Source organism: Chitinophaga sp. sic0106 (genome assembly GCF_019219075.1).
Taxonomy (GTDB): Bacteria; Bacteroidota; Bacteroidia; order Chitinophagales; family Chitinophagaceae; genus Chitinophaga.
In genome coordinates this window covers 25,015-41,437 of record NZ_JAHUWJ010000007.1, presented here as the reverse complement: position 1 = coordinate 41,437, position 16,423 = coordinate 25,015, and the positions used below count along the sequence as shown (strand labels likewise).

General features: G+C 48.9%; 10 protein-coding genes. 5 read left to right on the top strand and 5 right to left on the bottom strand.

Features of this window, described 5'->3' with window-relative positions; translation table 11 throughout:
* The first annotated feature begins 2 nt into the window (after positions 1-2).
* On the top strand, positions 3-254 hold the full coding sequence (locus KW844_RS12210; RefSeq protein WP_218377018.1) for a hypothetical protein: 252 nt from the start codon (positions 3-5) through the stop codon (positions 252-254).
* Here KW844_RS12210 and KW844_RS12205 read toward each other — a convergent pair.
* Positions 251-931, bottom strand: a complete 681-nt coding sequence (locus KW844_RS12205) for a bifunctional 2-polyprenyl-6-hydroxyphenol methylase/3-demethylubiquinol 3-O-methyltransferase UbiG (protein ID WP_218377017.1) — start codon at positions 929-931, stop codon at positions 251-253. The genes KW844_RS12210 and KW844_RS12205 overlap by 4 nt on opposite strands.
* Entirely contained in the window at positions 924-1,592 is a 669-nt protein-coding gene (locus KW844_RS12200) for an SMI1/KNR4 family protein (protein WP_218377016.1), read from the bottom strand. Before KW844_RS12200 ends, KW844_RS12205 begins: the two co-directional genes overlap by 8 nt.
* Before the next feature lie 94 nt (positions 1,593-1,686).
* Here KW844_RS12200 and KW844_RS12195 point away from each other — a divergent pair, with 94 nt between their 5' ends.
* Positions 1,687-4,119 carry a DUF4982 domain-containing protein gene (locus KW844_RS12195; protein WP_218377015.1) on the top strand — a complete coding sequence of 811 codons (2,433 nt, stop codon included), beginning with the start codon at positions 1,687-1,689 and terminating at the stop codon, positions 4,117-4,119.
* Positions 4,120-4,185: 66 nt separating this feature from the next.
* Here the strand turns inward: KW844_RS12195 and KW844_RS12190 are convergent, their stop codons facing one another.
* Entirely contained in the window at positions 4,186-5,709 is a 1,524-nt protein-coding gene (locus tag KW844_RS12190) for a RagB/SusD family nutrient uptake outer membrane protein (RefSeq protein ID WP_218377014.1), read from the bottom strand.
* A gap of 19 nt (positions 5,710-5,728) precedes the next feature.
* On the bottom strand, positions 5,729-8,803 hold the full coding sequence (locus KW844_RS12185) for a TonB-dependent receptor (RefSeq protein ID WP_218377013.1): 3,075 nt from the start codon (positions 8,801-8,803) through the stop codon (positions 5,729-5,731).
* 424 nt (positions 8,804-9,227) lie between these two features.
* Between KW844_RS12185 and KW844_RS12180 the strand changes: the two genes are divergently transcribed.
* Complete coding sequence (locus KW844_RS12180) at positions 9,228-11,192, top strand: alpha-L-arabinofuranosidase C-terminal domain-containing protein (RefSeq protein WP_218377012.1); 1,965 nt, start codon at positions 9,228-9,230, stop codon at positions 11,190-11,192.
* A 34-nt stretch (positions 11,193-11,226) separates the two neighbouring features.
* Here KW844_RS12180 and KW844_RS12175 read toward each other — a convergent pair whose 3' ends face one another.
* Entirely contained in the window at positions 11,227-13,704 is a 2,478-nt protein-coding gene (locus KW844_RS12175; protein ID WP_218377011.1) for a glycosyl hydrolase 115 family protein, read from the bottom strand.
* Positions 13,705-13,979: 275 nt separating this feature from the next.
* On the opposite strand from KW844_RS12175, the gene KW844_RS12170 reads away from it, so the two are divergent.
* Entirely contained in the window at positions 13,980-15,200 is a 1,221-nt protein-coding gene (locus tag KW844_RS12170) for a PQQ-dependent sugar dehydrogenase (RefSeq protein ID WP_255578377.1), read from the top strand.
* 252 nt (positions 15,201-15,452) lie between these two features.
* Entirely contained in the window at positions 15,453-16,415 is a 963-nt protein-coding gene (locus tag KW844_RS12165; RefSeq protein WP_218377010.1) for an FHA domain-containing protein, read from the top strand.
* Positions 16,416-16,423: the final 8 nt, after the last annotated feature.

The following is a 16,423-nucleotide window of genomic DNA, read 5'->3' as shown; positions in this document are numbered from 1 at the left end:
CTATGAATATGAAATCTGACAACCTGTCTGCACAAAGTACTGAGCAATTGCAGAAAACTGAAAAATTATTGAAAGGAGCCACTATTGGGCTTGGCGTCGTTTTACTTGGCATCATTGTGCTCTCCATTGTTATGTGGGGGAAGAAAGGCACCATTGCCATGAACATCATGCCTATTGCGTTGCTGCCAATATTAATTCTTAACATCACCAGCAGACAGCGTATTTTAAAAGAGCTGAAGTCAAGAGAAGCCTAACAGGACAATACGAAAATTACAGATGCCGGTAGTTGGGTTTGCGGATGCAATGGTTCTATCATCTCCCTGATAACAAGACCCGCGCTGGTAAATAATTTTGTCCAGTCGGCCAGTGTGCGGAAGTACCACTGGTACGGCTGTACGAAATCTCTTTTCATCCCGTTCCAGCTGCCGTCCTTCCAGCCAGTTATGTAGTCGCCCTGCTGTGCCATGGCAAAAGGATGCAGGGTTTGAATAAATACCATACCGCCTGGCTGCAGCAATTGCGGCATGCTGTGGAGTAACTGATTGCTGTCTGTTTCATCCAGCAGTGCGAAGTTGATCACCGCAGCGGTGGGTGTTTCCCTTAGTTTATAAATACCTGTAGCCAACTCTCCAAACGTGGCCACAGCATACCCGGGGCCACCTTTTGCAATGGCATTGCTGATGAGTGCGGGAATGGCATCTACGCCAAATGCAGTAATGCCTGCGGCTTGCAAGCTACGTGTGAGCCACCCTTCGCCGCAGCCAATGTCTACAATGGAAGTAGGGGCAGCAGCGGTGATCGACTGCACAATGGCGGCATTGGTCACCAGGTTGCGGCTCTCAATTTCTCCATGATCAATAGTGGCAATCCAGTTGCCGGCGTTCGCCTCCCATGAGGCAGTTATGCTTGTGGAGTACCTATTTTTATTCATCTTCTGTAGAGATGTAATCCCAGTCGATATCCAAACGTTCGAGTAATGCTTCAAACCGTTCGTTTGCCTGGGTGCCAATGAATATGCCCGTCCAGTTGCCCTGCTGGTCCACAGACACGCTGATCACCTCCTCGAAATGATCAGTGAAAATCCGTTGCGATTGCAACGTGATGCCCTTTACCTCTTCCCAATTGCTTTCGATATATGTTGCCACCTCCGGCGCCACCGTATCAAAGCTATTGGCATTGTAAGTTAAGCCACCCAACGTACCATTATAAATCGCCATCAGCAGGAGAAAGCTTTCCACAGAAGGGGCATCCTCATACCATTCCGTGCCTCCGGGATGGTAGTTGCCATATACCGGCGGGTTGTCCCCGGTAAGATCCGCTTCCTTAATGCCCCAATAAGCCACTACCTGGTTCTCTTCATAAAAAACAAAGTAGCGGTCGTCCGAAAAGCCGGTCTGGCCGGGTGTTAGCAGCTGATTATGTGAGCGGTTGATGAGTTCATTTTTGCCCAGGGTAAGGTAGTATGTCCGCAAGGCAGCAGGTAATTGTATCCCCAGCCGTGCTTCCAGTGCCGCTATCTCTTCGTGGCTATAGCCTTGCTGCGTGGTTTCCGGAAGCTGATATAATCTGCTGATCTGTGGTAAGATAGTCATATATGCAATGGGATGAATTCCCCTAAATGTAAGTTTTTCACAGCTTTAAGCTAATATTTTTATAAATTGTCAGACTAACAATTAATTATTCCGTATGCCACTTTCCCGTGTGAAAAAACTGCTGCTCTTCCACCTGCTACTGGTAAACATCGCCACCGCACAGGTGCGGGAGGTAACTGAGCTGCATGACAACTGGAAATTTTCCAGGGGTAAAAATGATAACGCCTGGCAGCTAAGCTTTAATGATAAAAACTGGCAATCAGTGTCGGTGCCGCACGACTGGGCCATCTACGGTCCGTTCGACAAGGAAATTGACAAGCAGGATGTGGCCATCACGCAGAATAATGAGAAGGTATCTTCCGAGAAAACCGGGCGCACGGGTGCATTGCCCTATATCGGCGAAGGCTGGTACCGGAAAACATTTCATCTCTCCCAATATAAAAAAGGACAAAAGGTACTCCTGCTGTTTGAAGGAGCCATGAGTGAACCTACGGTGTACCTCAACGAAAAGAAAGCAGGAGAGTGGCACTACGGCTACAACTACTTTTACCTGGATATCACTGACCTGTACCAGCCCGACAAGGAGAATCTGCTGGCTGTACACCTGCAAAATGCGGATCAGTCGTCCCGCTGGTACCCCGGCGCAGGCCTGTACCGCAACGTAAGCGTGATCGTAAAGAACCAGGAAAGTATTGATGAATGGGGAACCTATATTACCACTCCTATGATCACGGACTCGTTTGCGAAGGTGAATATCAAAACCAAAGTTAGCGGTAAAGGGCTCACGCTGGTCACTGAAATTATGCATCCCAATGGTTTTATCCTGTCGTCAGATACGGCGCTGGCTCCCTGGGGAAATGAGTTTGACCGCAACATCTCCGTTCGCAATCCCTCCCGCTGGAGCCCTGAATCCCCCATGCTCTATAAGGCTATTTTACGGCTGTATAAAGGCAAAGAACTGAAAGATTCTGTGACCACAATATTTGGTATCCGCGAAATAAAATACGACCCTGCCACCGGCTTTTCACTGAACGGCCAAGTGCGCAAATTCAAAGGGGTGTGTTTGCATCACGACCTTGGCCCACTCGGTGCTGCTGTTAACAAAGCAGCCCTGCGCCGGCAGATGCAGATCCTTAAAGACCTTGGCTGCGACGCTATACGCAGCTCCCACAACATGCCTTCCCGCGAGCAGCTGGAACTGGCAGATGAAATGGGATTTATGTTCCTCGCCGAAACCTTTGATGAATGGGCAAAGCCAAAAGTTAAAAACGGGTATGCCCGGTTCTTTAACACCGACGCAGAAAAAGATGTTGTCAACTTAATCCATGCCACCCGCAATCACCCCTGCATTGTGATGTGGAGCTCCGGCAATGAAGTGCCCGACCAATGGGGATCTGAAGGCGTGAAGCGCGCAAAGTGGCTCCAGGATATCTTTCACCGCGAAGATCCCACCAGGCCGGTAACCGTAGGAATGGACCAGGTGAAGGCTACCATGGCTTCCGGCTTTGGCGCCCTGCTGGATATACCCGGACTGAACTATCGTACACACCTATACGAAGATGCCTATAAAGCATTTCCGCAAGGACTACTGCTCGGCTCAGAAACTGCTTCTACCGTAAGTTCCAGGGGTGTGTATCATTTCCCGGTAGTAAAAGCAAAAGATAAACAATACCCGGATTTACAGTCCTCTTCCTATGATATGGAATACTGTAACTGGTCCAACCTGCCGGAAGAAGATTTCATATTACAGGACGATAAACCATGGGTCATTGGTCAGTTTGTATGGACGGGCTTCGATTACCTCGGGGAGCCTACTCCCTATGATGATAAATGGCCTTCCCGCAGTTCTTACTTCGGGTTGTGCGACCTGGCAGGCATTCCCAAAGATCGCTATTACCTGTATCGCAGCGTTTGGAATACTACTTCGCCTACCTTACACATCCTGCCACACTGGAATTTTCCAGGCAGGGAAGGGGATACCACCCCAATATTCGTGTATACGAGTTACGACAGTGCAGAGCTGTTTGTCAACGGTAAAAGCAAAGGCATACAAAAGAAAAACAGCAGTACCCCGCAAAACCGCTATCGCCTCATGTGGATGGATGTGACCTATGAACCGGGAACCGTCAAAGTAGTAGCTTTCGGGAAAGATGGTACACCTGCTGCGGAACAAACCATAGTAACCGCAGGCAAGCCGTATAAATTATTACTGGAGCCAGACAGGAAGCAGTTAAGGGCAGATGGTAACGACCTCTCCTTTGTAACAGTTACAGTACTGGATAAGGACGGGAATGTTTGTCCGGATGCGGCGGAGCAGCTGCAGTTTTCAGTAACGGGCAACGGTAGTTTCCGTGCGGCCTGCAATGGGGATGCTACTTCGCTTGAGCAGTTTCACCTGCCAACCATGAAAACGTTTAGTGGAAAGTTGGTAGTGGTGGTGCAGGCAGCGAAGAAATCAGGGGATATTGAGTTGACCGTGAAAGGGAAGGATTTGCAGGGAGCTAAAGTGTTACTGAAGGCACAATAAGCACATTTGCATTAAATAAAAAGGTCCACGGTTTCTCACCGTGGACCTTTTTATTTAATTGTCATACTATTTCCATTTGTTATTCTGTTCCATCTTCGAGTTGGTAGTAATTTCATTCTGTGGAATCGGGAAGTAGTCATGTTTACCGTTCACAAAATATTGTTTACCCACCTTGTCGCTGTTGGTGATCTCCTGTTGCAGCAGGCCCCATCTTTTCAAGTCATAGAAACGTTGTCCTTCCCGTGCAAACTCAATCATACGCTGGTGTCTGATTTCAGCCATCATCGCATCCTGGCCGAGGCCGGTGGTAAGCGCGCCGAGGTTAGCTCTTGACCTTACATCCTGTAAATAAGGATAAGCGTCACCGGTTTTACCTTGCAGGGTGAGTGCTTCTGCCAGCAGCAGTTCTACATCTGCATAACGCAGGATGCGTTCGTTGATGCTGGACGTATAGTCGCCACCTTTACCACCTTTCAGCTCATTATCCTGCGTATAATTCTGGTATTTTTTAAACATGGATTTAAATCCGAACTGCAGTTTAAAAGCAGAAAATGGTTTGTTATAGAAAGTGGCGCCTGGATAATCCCAAATCAGTGTTGCGTACATGCGTGGGTCCAGTTCATCGGTAGTTGTTTTTTCTTTCTGGAATTCGTTGAAGAGTTTGTCGGTAGGACTCACTTCAAACCAACCGGCTACTTCCCCAGGCGCAAATTCCTGAGCGGTAGTAACACCCAGTGTTTCGTTGGCGTTTTCACCAGCCCATGGGTTGGTTCCGCCTACATCTGCCAGTTGAACTTCGAACAGTGATTCGGCGTTGTTCTCTGTGGTAGCTTTGAAATTATCTTCGTAGTTAGCCACCAGATGATAGGTGAAAGGTGCAGTGGTAAGCTGTTTGAGTGTTGTTTCTGCATTTGCATAATCTTTCGTGTATACGTAGGATTTACCAAGCATACCAAGTGCGGCACCTTTCGTAGCTCTGCCGATGTCGGCGCCGGTGTAGGCAACAGGCAGGTCAGCGGCTGCTTCGGAAAAGTCTTTGATGATCTGCGCCCATACGTCTTTCTCTGGTGATTTGGCCACGAAGTAATCATCGATCACTACGGGAACGGTAGTACGAATGGCTACCTCTCCGAAGTTGGTTACAAGGATAAAGTAGTTAAGACCGCGCAGGAACTTGGCTTCTGCGAGATAGGCTTTTTCCTTGTCTGCCGCGAGGCCCGCTTTACCTGTATTTTCCAGGATCTGGTTGGCGCGGAAGATGGCACGGTAGCATACGTTGAATATACCTTCCGACACGCCGTTGTCCGGTGTGTTGGTAAAGGTGGATAATTGGTAGAGTGCTGCCACATCGTTTCGGATGAAGAAATCATCGCCGCGGCCATTGGATAATTCTACTCCACGTACACCCCATAAACCACCATCTACGTTTTTGAGCAGTCCGTAAGTGGCTGCCATTGCGCTTCTTACATCACTTTCTGTTTTCCAGAAAGTTTCAGTGGTGATTTGATTTGGATTGGTCAGGTCTAACGTATCGCGTGAGCAGCTGGCAAAAACCAGCGTGGCCGCGACCGATATCAATATCTTTTTCATGCGTTGAATTTTTAAGTAATTACAATGACAGTTGTATACCAACAGAAAGTGTGCGGGCAAGTGGGTAGGAAACGTGACCGAAGTCTACGCCTCTGTCCAGGATGCTGCCAGATCTGCCAATGTCCGGGTTAAACCCTTTGTACTTGGTGATGGTAAACAGGTTGTCGGCACTCAGGTAAGCTCTCAGGGATGTGATTTTGGCACGTTCCAGCAGTTTAACCGGTACGGTATAACCCAGCTGTACGGTTTTAAATCTGAAGTAAGAGCCGTTTTCCAGGAAACGGGAAGAGGTGCGAGAGTTGAAATTCGGATCATCTATCACCGCACGTGGCATGTCTGTGTTGGTATTGGTTGGCGTCCAGGCGTTGAGCGTGGTGCGCGCGTAGTTATACTCCAGGTTCATGCCTTCCAGGTCCTGACGCAGACCGTTATAGATTTTATTTCCCTGTGTGCCTTGTAAGAACATGTTCAGGTCAAAATTATACGCATTGAGGGTGATGCCCAGGCCATATTCGAATGAAGGGAAAGAACTGCCCATATCCAGGCGATCAGCATTGCTGATGGTACCATCGCCGTTGGCATCAAAGAATTTGATGTCGCCAGGTTTGGCAGAAGGTTGGATCAGTGACCCGTCTTTGCCTTTGTAGGCGTTGATTTCATCCTGTGACTGGAAAATGCCAAGTGATTTGATCAGGTAGAAAGAAGCAATTTCGCCGCCTGCCTGTGTGAGTGTAGCATCTGCACCGTGGTGAGTAGGCTGGCCGCCCGGGATTTGCTGTGTACCAGTACCCAGTGCCAATACTTTGTTTTTGATAGAAGAGAAAGTTCCTCTTACACTATAGCTTACTGCACCAATGTTATCATTGTAGCCAATGCCCAATTCGATACCCTTATTGAGGATATTACCGCCATTTACGTATGGGTTGGAAGAGGAGCCGGCAGATCCTGGAATAGGCACCTGGAGCAACAGGTCCGTGGTATTTTTACGGAAGTAGTCCGCAGTGAGCGTTAGTTTATCATGCAGGAAAGCAGCGTCAATACCTATGTCAACGGTTTCTGTATTTTCCCATTTTAAGTAGGGAGATGCATAGGCCGTTTGGATAGCCCCAAACCATTTGGACTGATCACCATTTACATAGTTGATGTTAGAATTAATCAGCGGAGTAAAGCCATAGTCTGCAAATTCCTGGTTACCCAATATACCGTAGCTACCACGAAGTTTCAGCATGGAAATGGCGCCCGATGGTACTGACCAGAATTTTTCGTTGGAGATATTCCATCCTGCTGCGATAGACGGGAAGTTACCGTAGCGGTTGTCCGGCGCGAAGCGGGAAGATCCGTCACGACGGAAACTGGCAGTCACCAGGTAGCGGTTATCGTAAGAATAGATCACACGACCGAGTACTGACACCAGCGTGCTTACCAGTTTATTGCCAGATACAGAGCCGGTGATGGCGCCGTTATCCAGTTCACTTATGCCATCAGAGAGGCCACTTCTGGCAGCGCCGGAAGAATCTCTGATCGACTTTTGATAGGCATACCCGGCTAAGGCCTGGAAGCTATGTTTACCGAAATCTTTTGCAAAATTCAGGGTGTTCTCTGCCATGACCAGGTTATACCTGTTTCTGGCTTGGGAGAGATTGTTGGTAGGATTGGCGAAAAGGCCACCTACCTGATATCTGCGGGTATAATCTTTTTGCTCAATAAACGCATCCGTATAGCCCAGGTTGAATTTGTATTTCAGGTAGGGGAGGATGGTTACTTCTGCAAACGCATTGGCGAGTATGGAAGTGGTGTTGGTGGTGATGTCTTCCAGGTGCAACTGCGCTACCGGGTTCGCCACGTTTACCACCGGACCGCTGGCACCGGAGTAGCCACCAACCGCATTTTCGTCGTAGATGTCAAATACCGGAATCATTTTTACCGCAGAACCAACCGGGTTACCACCTTGTCCGCCCCAGCCACCAGGCATTTTAGTCCAGGTTTCGCGGGTGAGAATCAGTGATTGACCAATTTTTAAGCGGCCTTTGGTTGTTTCCGTTTTTTCGCGGACACCATAACGTTTGTATCCGGTAACGTCTACGATACCATTCTGGTCGTTATATTGTCCGGAGAAGCTATAGCGGGTGTTTTCGTTACCGCCGCTTACGGAAAGATTGTATTGCTGCATCATAGCAGTTCTGTAAATCGCATCCTGCCAGTCAGTGCCTGCGCCCAGCTGGGAAGGATTTGCGGCGATGTCCAGTCGTGGTAAACCGGCATTATCATGCGCCATATTACTTACCGTAGCCCATTCCTGCGCATTCAGTACATCGTATTTTTTAATCAGTTTTTGTGAACCGAAGTTGGCATTGAACTGGATTACCGGAGGTCCGTTTTTGCCGGACTTGGTAGTAACGAGTACTACGCCGTTGGCAGCGCGGGAACCATAGATCGCGGCGGCAGATGCATCTTTAAGCACATCCATGGATTCGATGTCGCCCGGTGCAATGTTATTGATATTATCCACCTGCACACCATCTACCAGGTAGAGCGGATTAGCATTGTTGAACGTACCAACACCGCGTACCAGTACACGCATGCCTGATCCGGGATCACCACCGGCGGCTTCCACGGTAACACCCGCCAGCTTGCCCTGCAGGGCTCTGCTCACATTGCTGGCGCCTTCCGTTTTGATATCTCCGGCTTTTAATGTAGCAATGGAACCGGTCAGGTCTTTTTTCTTAACAGTACCATAACCAATGATCACTACCTCATTGAGGCCGGCAGTGCTCTTCTTCAACACTATATTAATGGAATTCTCATCTCCTACTGTTATCTCTAAAGGCTCAAATTCCATCGACGAAACCTTCAATTTGTCGCCCGGATTAACGGAAAGAGAAAACTGGCCTTTCTCATTTGTGATGGCGCCACGTGTAGTGCCCATCACCTGGACCGACGCCCCGAACACAGGCTGGTTGCTACCATCCTCCGTTACTTTACCTGTAATTTTTTTCTGTGCATTTACTGCGAGTGTGCAGAGGATAAAAAATAATAGAATCGCATGCCTGATCCAGGCAGGTGGTGAGATACTCACCCCGGTGTACTTTATCATACGGGAATGTTTAGTTATTCAGATTTTAGTTGGACTTACTGTATGGCTAAATTAGTTGTCAATAAACGTGGATCCGATGGATGATAAGATGGTAAAAATGGATAATCTTATTCCTCCTGCTCGCAATATAGTTTTTAATTGTCAAAATGACGCGTAAAAATTTTCAACTTTTTTATGCCATCGGTTGCGTAATAAAAATTTAACCACACCCGATAAAAATAGCACTGGTAGCGTTTTAATAAAATTATTTTGTAAGATGCTTTTGCTGATATTTGTTGATTCTTTCCGCCCGATGGCCGTTGAGGAAACGCATCAACCTAAGTTATCAGTGTCTGTTATGGTTGTTTTTTGGTGTGTTTTTATTAATTGTTAAAATGACAATTAATATTTATAAATTGTAGCCTATATTTCAGCAATTTCCGTTATGAATAAATTACTTGTATCCTGCTGCCTGTCGCTCTTATGCACCGCAGCCTTCAGCCAGCAAAAGACGTTTATTGTAAATGCCGCACAACCAGGTGCCCCTATCCAGTCCACCATGTACGGCGTATTCTTCGAAGACATTAACATGGGCGCCGACGGCGGCATCTACGCGGAACTGGTGAAAAACCGTTCCTTCGAATTCAACAGCCCCCTGATGGGCTGGACCATCAACGGGAAAAAGGAAGAAGGGGACCTTCTCGTCCTCAACAGTCACTCCTACAACAAAGCCAATCCCAATTTCCTGCGCCTGAAAGTACACAACCGCCGCAAAGGAGAGTGGGGCCTCACCAACGAAGGCTTCCGCGGCATGGGTATCCGCACAGGAATTAACTATAACCTGTCCATGATGTACCGCACCGCAAAACCAGGCATCACCATCCACGCAGAGCTGGTAAACGCTAAAGGAAAAGTCATTGGGCATACTGCTTTTGAACCGGCACCGGGTAACGGCGACTGGCAAACGAAAACGCTCTCCTTTACCGCCGCTGAACAAGATACCTCCGCAAAGCTCACCCTGTGGCTGGAAGGCAACGGTACCATCGACCTGGATATGATTTCGCTTTTTCCGTCCGATACCTGGAAAAACAGGCCCAAAGGCCTGCGCGCAGATATGGTGCAGATGCTGGCCGATATGAAGCCCGGCTTTATCCGCTTCCCCGGTGGCTGCATCGTGGAAGGGCGCGACCTCGCCAACCGCTTCCAATGGAAGAAGACGGTAGGCCCCATCGAAAACCGCGAACTGATCATCAACCGCTGGAATACAGAATTTAATCACCGCCTCACGCCCGACTACTACCAGAGCTTCGGACTGGGATTCTTCGAATATTTCCAGCTGGCAGAAGATATTGGCGCGGCACCACTGCCTATCCTCAACTGCGGTATGGCCTGCCAGTTTAATACGGCGGAATTGGTGCCTATGGAAGATTTGCAGCCATATATACAAGATGCCATCGACCTGGTGGAATTTGCCAACGGCCCCGCTACCACCACCTGGGGTAAAGTAAGGGCAGACATGGGCCACCCGGAACCGTTTCACCTCACTATGATCGGTGTGGGCAACGAAAACTGGGGTCCCCAGTATATTGAACGTGCCCGCGTATTTGCAGATGCTCTCAAGGCAAAACATCCGGAAATCAAGCTGATATTCAGCTCTGGCACCGATCCTAACGGCGCACGCTTCGATTTCCTTAACGATACACTCCGGAAAATGAATGCAGACTTCATCGATGAACATTATTACCGCAGCCCGGAATGGTTCCTCGCCAACGCAGCCCGCTATGATAACTATCCCCGCCAGGGCTCCAAAGTTTTTGCAGGGGAATATGCCGCACATGAAGACAAAACATTTACAGGATCTGATCGTAATACCTTGCGTGCTGCCATTGCAGAAGCTGCCTTCCTCACCGGTCTGGAACGCAATGCCGACGTAGTACACATGGCCTCCTATGCGCCGCTGTTTGCCAGCGCAGCAGCCTGGCAATGGGCGCCCGACCTGATATGGGTGAATAACCTCCAGGTAGTAGGCACCCCCAGCTACCAGGTGCAGAAATTATACTCACTTAACAAAGGTACTAACGTATTACCGCTGTTGTCCGGCAACAAGGCCGTAAGCGGCCAGGATAGCCTGTACGCTTCTGCCGTTATCGATCAGCAGCAGCAGGAAATTATTGTGAAACTGGTGAATGTGAGCCAGCAACCCGTGACGAGTAAAATACAGTTGCAGGGAAAAAATCATCTCTCTAAAAAAGCCACCCTTACCACGCTTACCTCCAATGACCCGGTTGCTGTAAATCGTTTTAATAATAAACCAGTGGAACCGGTAGAAAGCGAAGTGGTGGTTAACAAACAATCGGTGGCACTCACGCTGCCGCCGAATTCCTTACAGGTACTACATATTAAGTATTGATAAATTTCGAAAGGGCCAACCGGCCCTTTCGAAATTATTTTCCTACCGGGAACATATAAAACTGCCGCTCCGGCTTAAAATCAATCATCCATTGATCCACCACCACATGATTGTCCAGGGCAGTGATCGTAAGCGTATGCCTTCCCTTGGATAAATGATGACTGGTAACCTTCACTGCCTGCCCCCGCATCACATGCTCTTTCCATTTCTCAGATCTGTAGGGTTCTTTAAACGAACAAACGGTTGGCCTGCCTTCGTCAATGGTTACACTGAAACGGATGTCGCCTTTATCATTCGGCTGTGTAGGAATCACCGCCGTACGCAGCACCGCGGGCCCTTCCTGGTCCGCGTCAAAGTCATAACTGATGCTGGCGCCCTTCGGCAACGCTACTGCCTGCATGCTATGGCCCAGCGATTGAATGACCTGTACTTTCCCGGTTACCTTCGTATAGTCAGCCGCGTTAGCAGCAATTACACCTTCCAGGTGCAGCGGTAATGCCGGCTGGTTAACGGGTGTAATACTTTTTACCACTTTCAGTGGCAGCTCCGGCGCACGGAATACAGGCAGGTCGCGGGGCTCCGCATTCATGGCGTGCTTCCATTTGCCTGCTGCCATTACGTTGTTATAGTGATCCGTCAGCCTGACAATCTCCTCATAAGCCTGCTGACTTTTATAGCAGGCACTTTGCAAAGCCAGGGAATCAGGCTGGTCATCAGCCGCGATGCTGCGCGCACGCTGTGCTTCCAGCCATTTCGTAGCCATTGCCGCAGCGCCAAACACGGGGTATTTGATCCGTGCAAAGAAAGCATCCTGCTTGTCGGCCGGAATATTTTTTTCCACCTCCGCCAGCGTATTTTTAATCTGTTCGTAACTGTTTAAATAGCGATCCAGCTCTCCGCCAAATTCAGTTTCGCTGAATGCGGTATTGATCACCGGGGTCCAGCCTCTTTCATATTTCGCCTTATCTTCTTCCACTTTGCTCCAGCCCATAAATTCAGGACGGCGGATGCCGCACAAACGGGAAAACTCCTGCATGGCCGGATATAACTGTTCTCCTGCCGCCTTTCCAAAATCGCGCACCAGGTAACTGCGCATTTTGTTTTGAATAGTATTAGGGGGGATGTCGTTTATATTCCAGGCAAGGTCCAGGAAAAATTCCAGGTCGTAGCCGGCAATTTTAGGGTCGTGTACATTGGTGACCCACAAACGCCTGGCCTGATGATCATAGGCTTCCCGCATTTCATTATAGATCAGCCCATGCTGCGTGGTAGTGAGCCAAAGGTAATCATGCGGACGCCCCCAGTAGCTCAGGTGGTAATATACACCGGCGCCACCACTGCGCTTTTGCTGGACACTGTCGCTCAGCCGGGTCATGTAACCATAGTTATCATCACACCAGGTAAGCATCACATCTTCCGGCACCTGCAATCCGTTTTCATAAATCTCCAGTACTTCTTTATAAGGCACAAACTGCTGGGGGATTTTTTTCAGATCAGGGTTGATGTATTTGGTAAGCAGCTCACGTTGTTCATAGATCACCCGTTGCAGTGCATCTGTTTTTTCTTTCAGTGTTTTCACACCTTCCATGGACCCATCATGTACGCCCCGCATACCTATGGTGAAAAAATTCTCAGATAGTTTCACTTCTTTCAGCCGCTCTGTCCAGTAATTAACCACAGCATCGTGGTTGTCGATGTAGTTGAAGTGTCCGCGCTGATTTTCCTTCCATTCATCCACGTTATTTCGCATCAGTGGCTCGCAGTGGGAGGTGCCAATTACGATGCCACAGCTGTCCGCCATTTCCTTTGCGCCTTTCGTGAAATAGAAAGCAACGGTACCTGTGTGCATAGCCGGCCATATGGTGTTGGCTCTCAATCGCAGCAGCAGCTTGAATACCTGTTTATAAGTCTGCGCAGCAATGATGCCGGTATCAGCCTGCGGAGCATAGTTTTTGGAGCTCCAGGGGCGTAGGCTCCAGTCTTCATCATTGATGAATATACCCCGGTACGCTACTGTAGGGGCTTGCAGGGTACGATAGTCCGCAGGTACGCTCAGCTGCTGCTTTTTTTCCGGCGTTACATCCCCCCACCAAACCCAGGGGGAAACACCCGCCAGGCGGGATAATTCCAGGATGCCATAGGCAGTCCCCCTGGCATCACTGCCAGCCACCAGCAGCTGGTTGCCATTAGCTTTGATGAAAAAAGCATCCATAAGACCGGTCATGCTGTCCACCGGAACGCCGAGCCGCTTCAGTTCTGCACTATTGTTACGGTTGAGCTGTAAAATTCGTATGTCGCCATTTTTCCCCGTTGTGGGGGCGGGCACCCGTCCTGTAACCCGGCTGATATCTTCCCGGAACATATCCAGGGCCACCTGTATAACGGGTGTGCCTGGCGCCTGCAGGGTATAGGTGACAGGCGATTTTCCATTATACCAGATTACCTCTGCGCTTTGGGCGAGGAGAGTGGAAGTAGCCACCATACAGGTACTGAGCAAGAGTAAGTTTTTCAAACGCATAGTAGTTGTGAATACGCAAAGTGGAATTTGCTCATTTGAGCATCAACAATAATAATTGTTTTTTAGGGAGATGGTAACCTGTACTTACCTGCCTGGCGCCGCGTGCATTATAGCGGGCGCTGTTGAATAAAAATACGGGCTGGCACTACAATGAAAGCGGGCTGTAAGGCGTTTCCTGATAGTTACTGTGCAAATTGGTATTTTAATTGTGGTAACATAACATATTAACCATACTGTAAGCATTTAAAAACCTCTCAACTATCCTCCACATGAATCACATGAAATCTTATGCATTGATGGCAGGTATGCTGCTTGTTATTGCCTCCTGTTCCCGCGATGAGCCGGGCCCTGGCAATCCTTCAGCCCCTCCGGTGGAAACCAATCCGGCAAATACAAAATATCCGCCTGCTTTTACTGGCCAAACACGTGCTAATGGCGCTGTTACAAAAACTAAAATTAAAAAGGACATTATTACCTCCGGGCTTACCAGTCCCTGGGGCATCACCGAATTGCCTGACGGGCGTTTGCTGGTGACAGAAAAAGCCGGTAATATGCGCATTGTTACTACCACCGGAGAGGTGAGCAGCCAGATTACCGGGCTGCCAGCGGTAAATGCGGCCGGACAAGGCGGCCTGCTTGGCATTTGCCTGGACCCGGACTTTGCCACCAACCGAACCGTATACTGGACCTTTTCGGAAGTCGTAGCCGGCGGTAACCTCACTTCTGTGGGCAAAGGCCGCCTTGCCAATGACGAAAAAACCATTGAAGGCGCCAGCGTCATTTATCATGCGCTGCCCCGCCGTACCAGCAACCTCCACTATGGCAGCCGTATCCTGTTCGATAAAACCGGTAACCTGCTGATTAGCACAGGAGAGGGCTCCAACCTGGATACGCGGCCACTGGCACAATCTGTTACTGCTGTATTAGGGAAAGTGATCCGCATTACCAAAACAGGACAACCCGCACCAGGCAACCCAACGTTTACTGAAACCGGTGCCTTACCTGAATTGTATAGTATTGGCCATCGCAATCCACAAGGCCTCGCCATCCATCCGGTAACCGGTGAGCTCTGGGAATGCGAACATGGTCCCAGAGGTGGTGATGAAGTCAACAGGGTACAGCCAGGCCGCAACTACGGCTGGCCTATCATCACCTACGGTATAGAATACAGCGGTGAGCCTATCGGCGATGCTATTCAGCAAAAAGACGGTATGGAACAACCCGTGTACTACTGGGACCCCGTGGTATCACCCAGCGGCATGACCTTCTACGCAGGCAAGCGCGTGCCTGAATGGGAAAATAACCTGTTCCTCGGCGCATTATCCGGTCAGCACATTGTGCGCCTGGTATTCAGCAATAATAAAGTGATTGGTGAAGAACGTTTGCTGGCGGGAGAAGGGCAACGCTTCCGTGATATCACGCAAGGGAAAAGCGGAGCACTCTATGCCATCACGGACCAGGGCCGTTTGTACCGGATTGATAAAGAGTAATATCGATTTCGTATAGCCGTACAGGTAAATTATTTTATACTACGCTCGTGAGGGGACCGGAAGGTCCCCTTATTTTTTTATTACGGCTGAATCCGCGAATATTTTTTGCAGATTGAGAATGCAGTTGTAAATTCGGATCGCCATTCTAAAAAATGCGGCCTATAGGCCTGTTGGATTATTCCTGTCCTTATTCCTCACAACGTATACCTGTGAAATGACCATTATCACCACCGGAATCCTCAATGAGATTACATGGCGAGCATCATCAATGTGGTTACAGAAGAACTCATCGTTCTTACCCCTTTATTTACCGTAGGTCGGAATGCAAGTCTGGTAAACCTGCACCTGTCGTTTGGCGACATATCCCAATCCCATGCAACCCTGTTATGGTCCAGAGAGGGCTGGCAGCTCCGGGATCATAGCCGTAACGGTACATTGCTGGATGGAGAACACATCTGGCAGCGTACTACCAGGCTCACCAAAAATCATATTCTCCAGTTTGGCAGTGATGCACAAACAAAGTGGAAGTTGCAGGACCTGGAACCGCCTTTTCCTTTTCTGAAGTCGCTCAATCGCCGCAACCACATCATACGCTTATCCTTTGCTACCGCATTGCCCGATCAGGTGCAGCACGAGGCAGCTATCTATTTCCTGCCGGAAAAAGGCTGGGTATATGAAAAAGAAGGGAGCGTAAACGCTTTATCGCACGGCCACAAAATAGCTTTTGCAAATGATGAATGGGAGTTTGTATCCATTACTGAAATAGAAGATACCATTGACCAGCAAGCCCTGGTAGCGGGCGCCAGGCTGTTGTTTCACCTCAGCCTGAATGAAGAACATATCCGGCTGGAGCTGCAGCTGAGCCGGCATCAGTCGCTGGACCTCGGCAACCGCTCGCATAATTACCTGCTGTTGTCGTTGGCCCGTAAACGTTATAGCGACCATCTCCTCCAGCTGCCTGATACCGATCAGGGCTGGTGCACCATCGACGAAATAACCGAAGACCTGTCACGTGAAATGCAAAAAGATGTAGATGTTTATTTCCTCAACCTTCAGATTTTCCGCTTACGCAAACAGTTATGTGAAATTCCTGAAATAGGATACCTGTTCAGTAATATTATAGAGAGAAGACCCGGTGAAATTCGCCTCGGTCATCCTTATTTCAGCATTATCAAAGGAAACCATATTGAAGCGGATATAACATCCCTCAGATAATCCTGTGT

What these genes read in the sequence shown, in the direction of transcription:
- KW844_RS12210 (WP_218377018.1), top strand. Translation starts at nt 3, where the DNA reads ATGAATATGAAATCTGACAACCTGTCTGCACAAAGTACTGAGCAATTG.
- KW844_RS12205 (WP_218377017.1), bottom strand. Translation starts at nt 931, where the DNA reads ATGAATAAAAATAGGTACTCCACAAGCATAACTGCCTCATGGGAGGCG.
- KW844_RS12200 (WP_218377016.1), bottom strand. Translation starts at nt 1,592, where the DNA reads ATGACTATCTTACCACAGATCAGCAGATTATATCAGCTTCCGGAAACC.
- KW844_RS12195 (WP_218377015.1), top strand. Translation starts at nt 1,687, where the DNA reads ATGCCACTTTCCCGTGTGAAAAAACTGCTGCTCTTCCACCTGCTACTG.
- KW844_RS12190 (WP_218377014.1), bottom strand. Translation starts at nt 5,709, where the DNA reads ATGAAAAAGATATTGATATCGGTCGCGGCCACGCTGGTTTTTGCCAGC.
- KW844_RS12185 (WP_218377013.1), bottom strand. Translation starts at nt 8,803, where the DNA reads ATGATAAAGTACACCGGGGTGAGTATCTCACCACCTGCCTGGATCAGG.
- KW844_RS12180 (WP_218377012.1), top strand. Translation starts at nt 9,228, where the DNA reads ATGAATAAATTACTTGTATCCTGCTGCCTGTCGCTCTTATGCACCGCA.
- KW844_RS12170 (WP_255578377.1), top strand. Translation starts at nt 13,980, where the DNA reads ATGAATCACATGAAATCTTATGCATTGATGGCAGGTATGCTGCTTGTT.
- KW844_RS12165 (WP_218377010.1), top strand. Translation starts at nt 15,453, where the DNA reads ATGGCGAGCATCATCAATGTGGTTACAGAAGAACTCATCGTTCTTACC.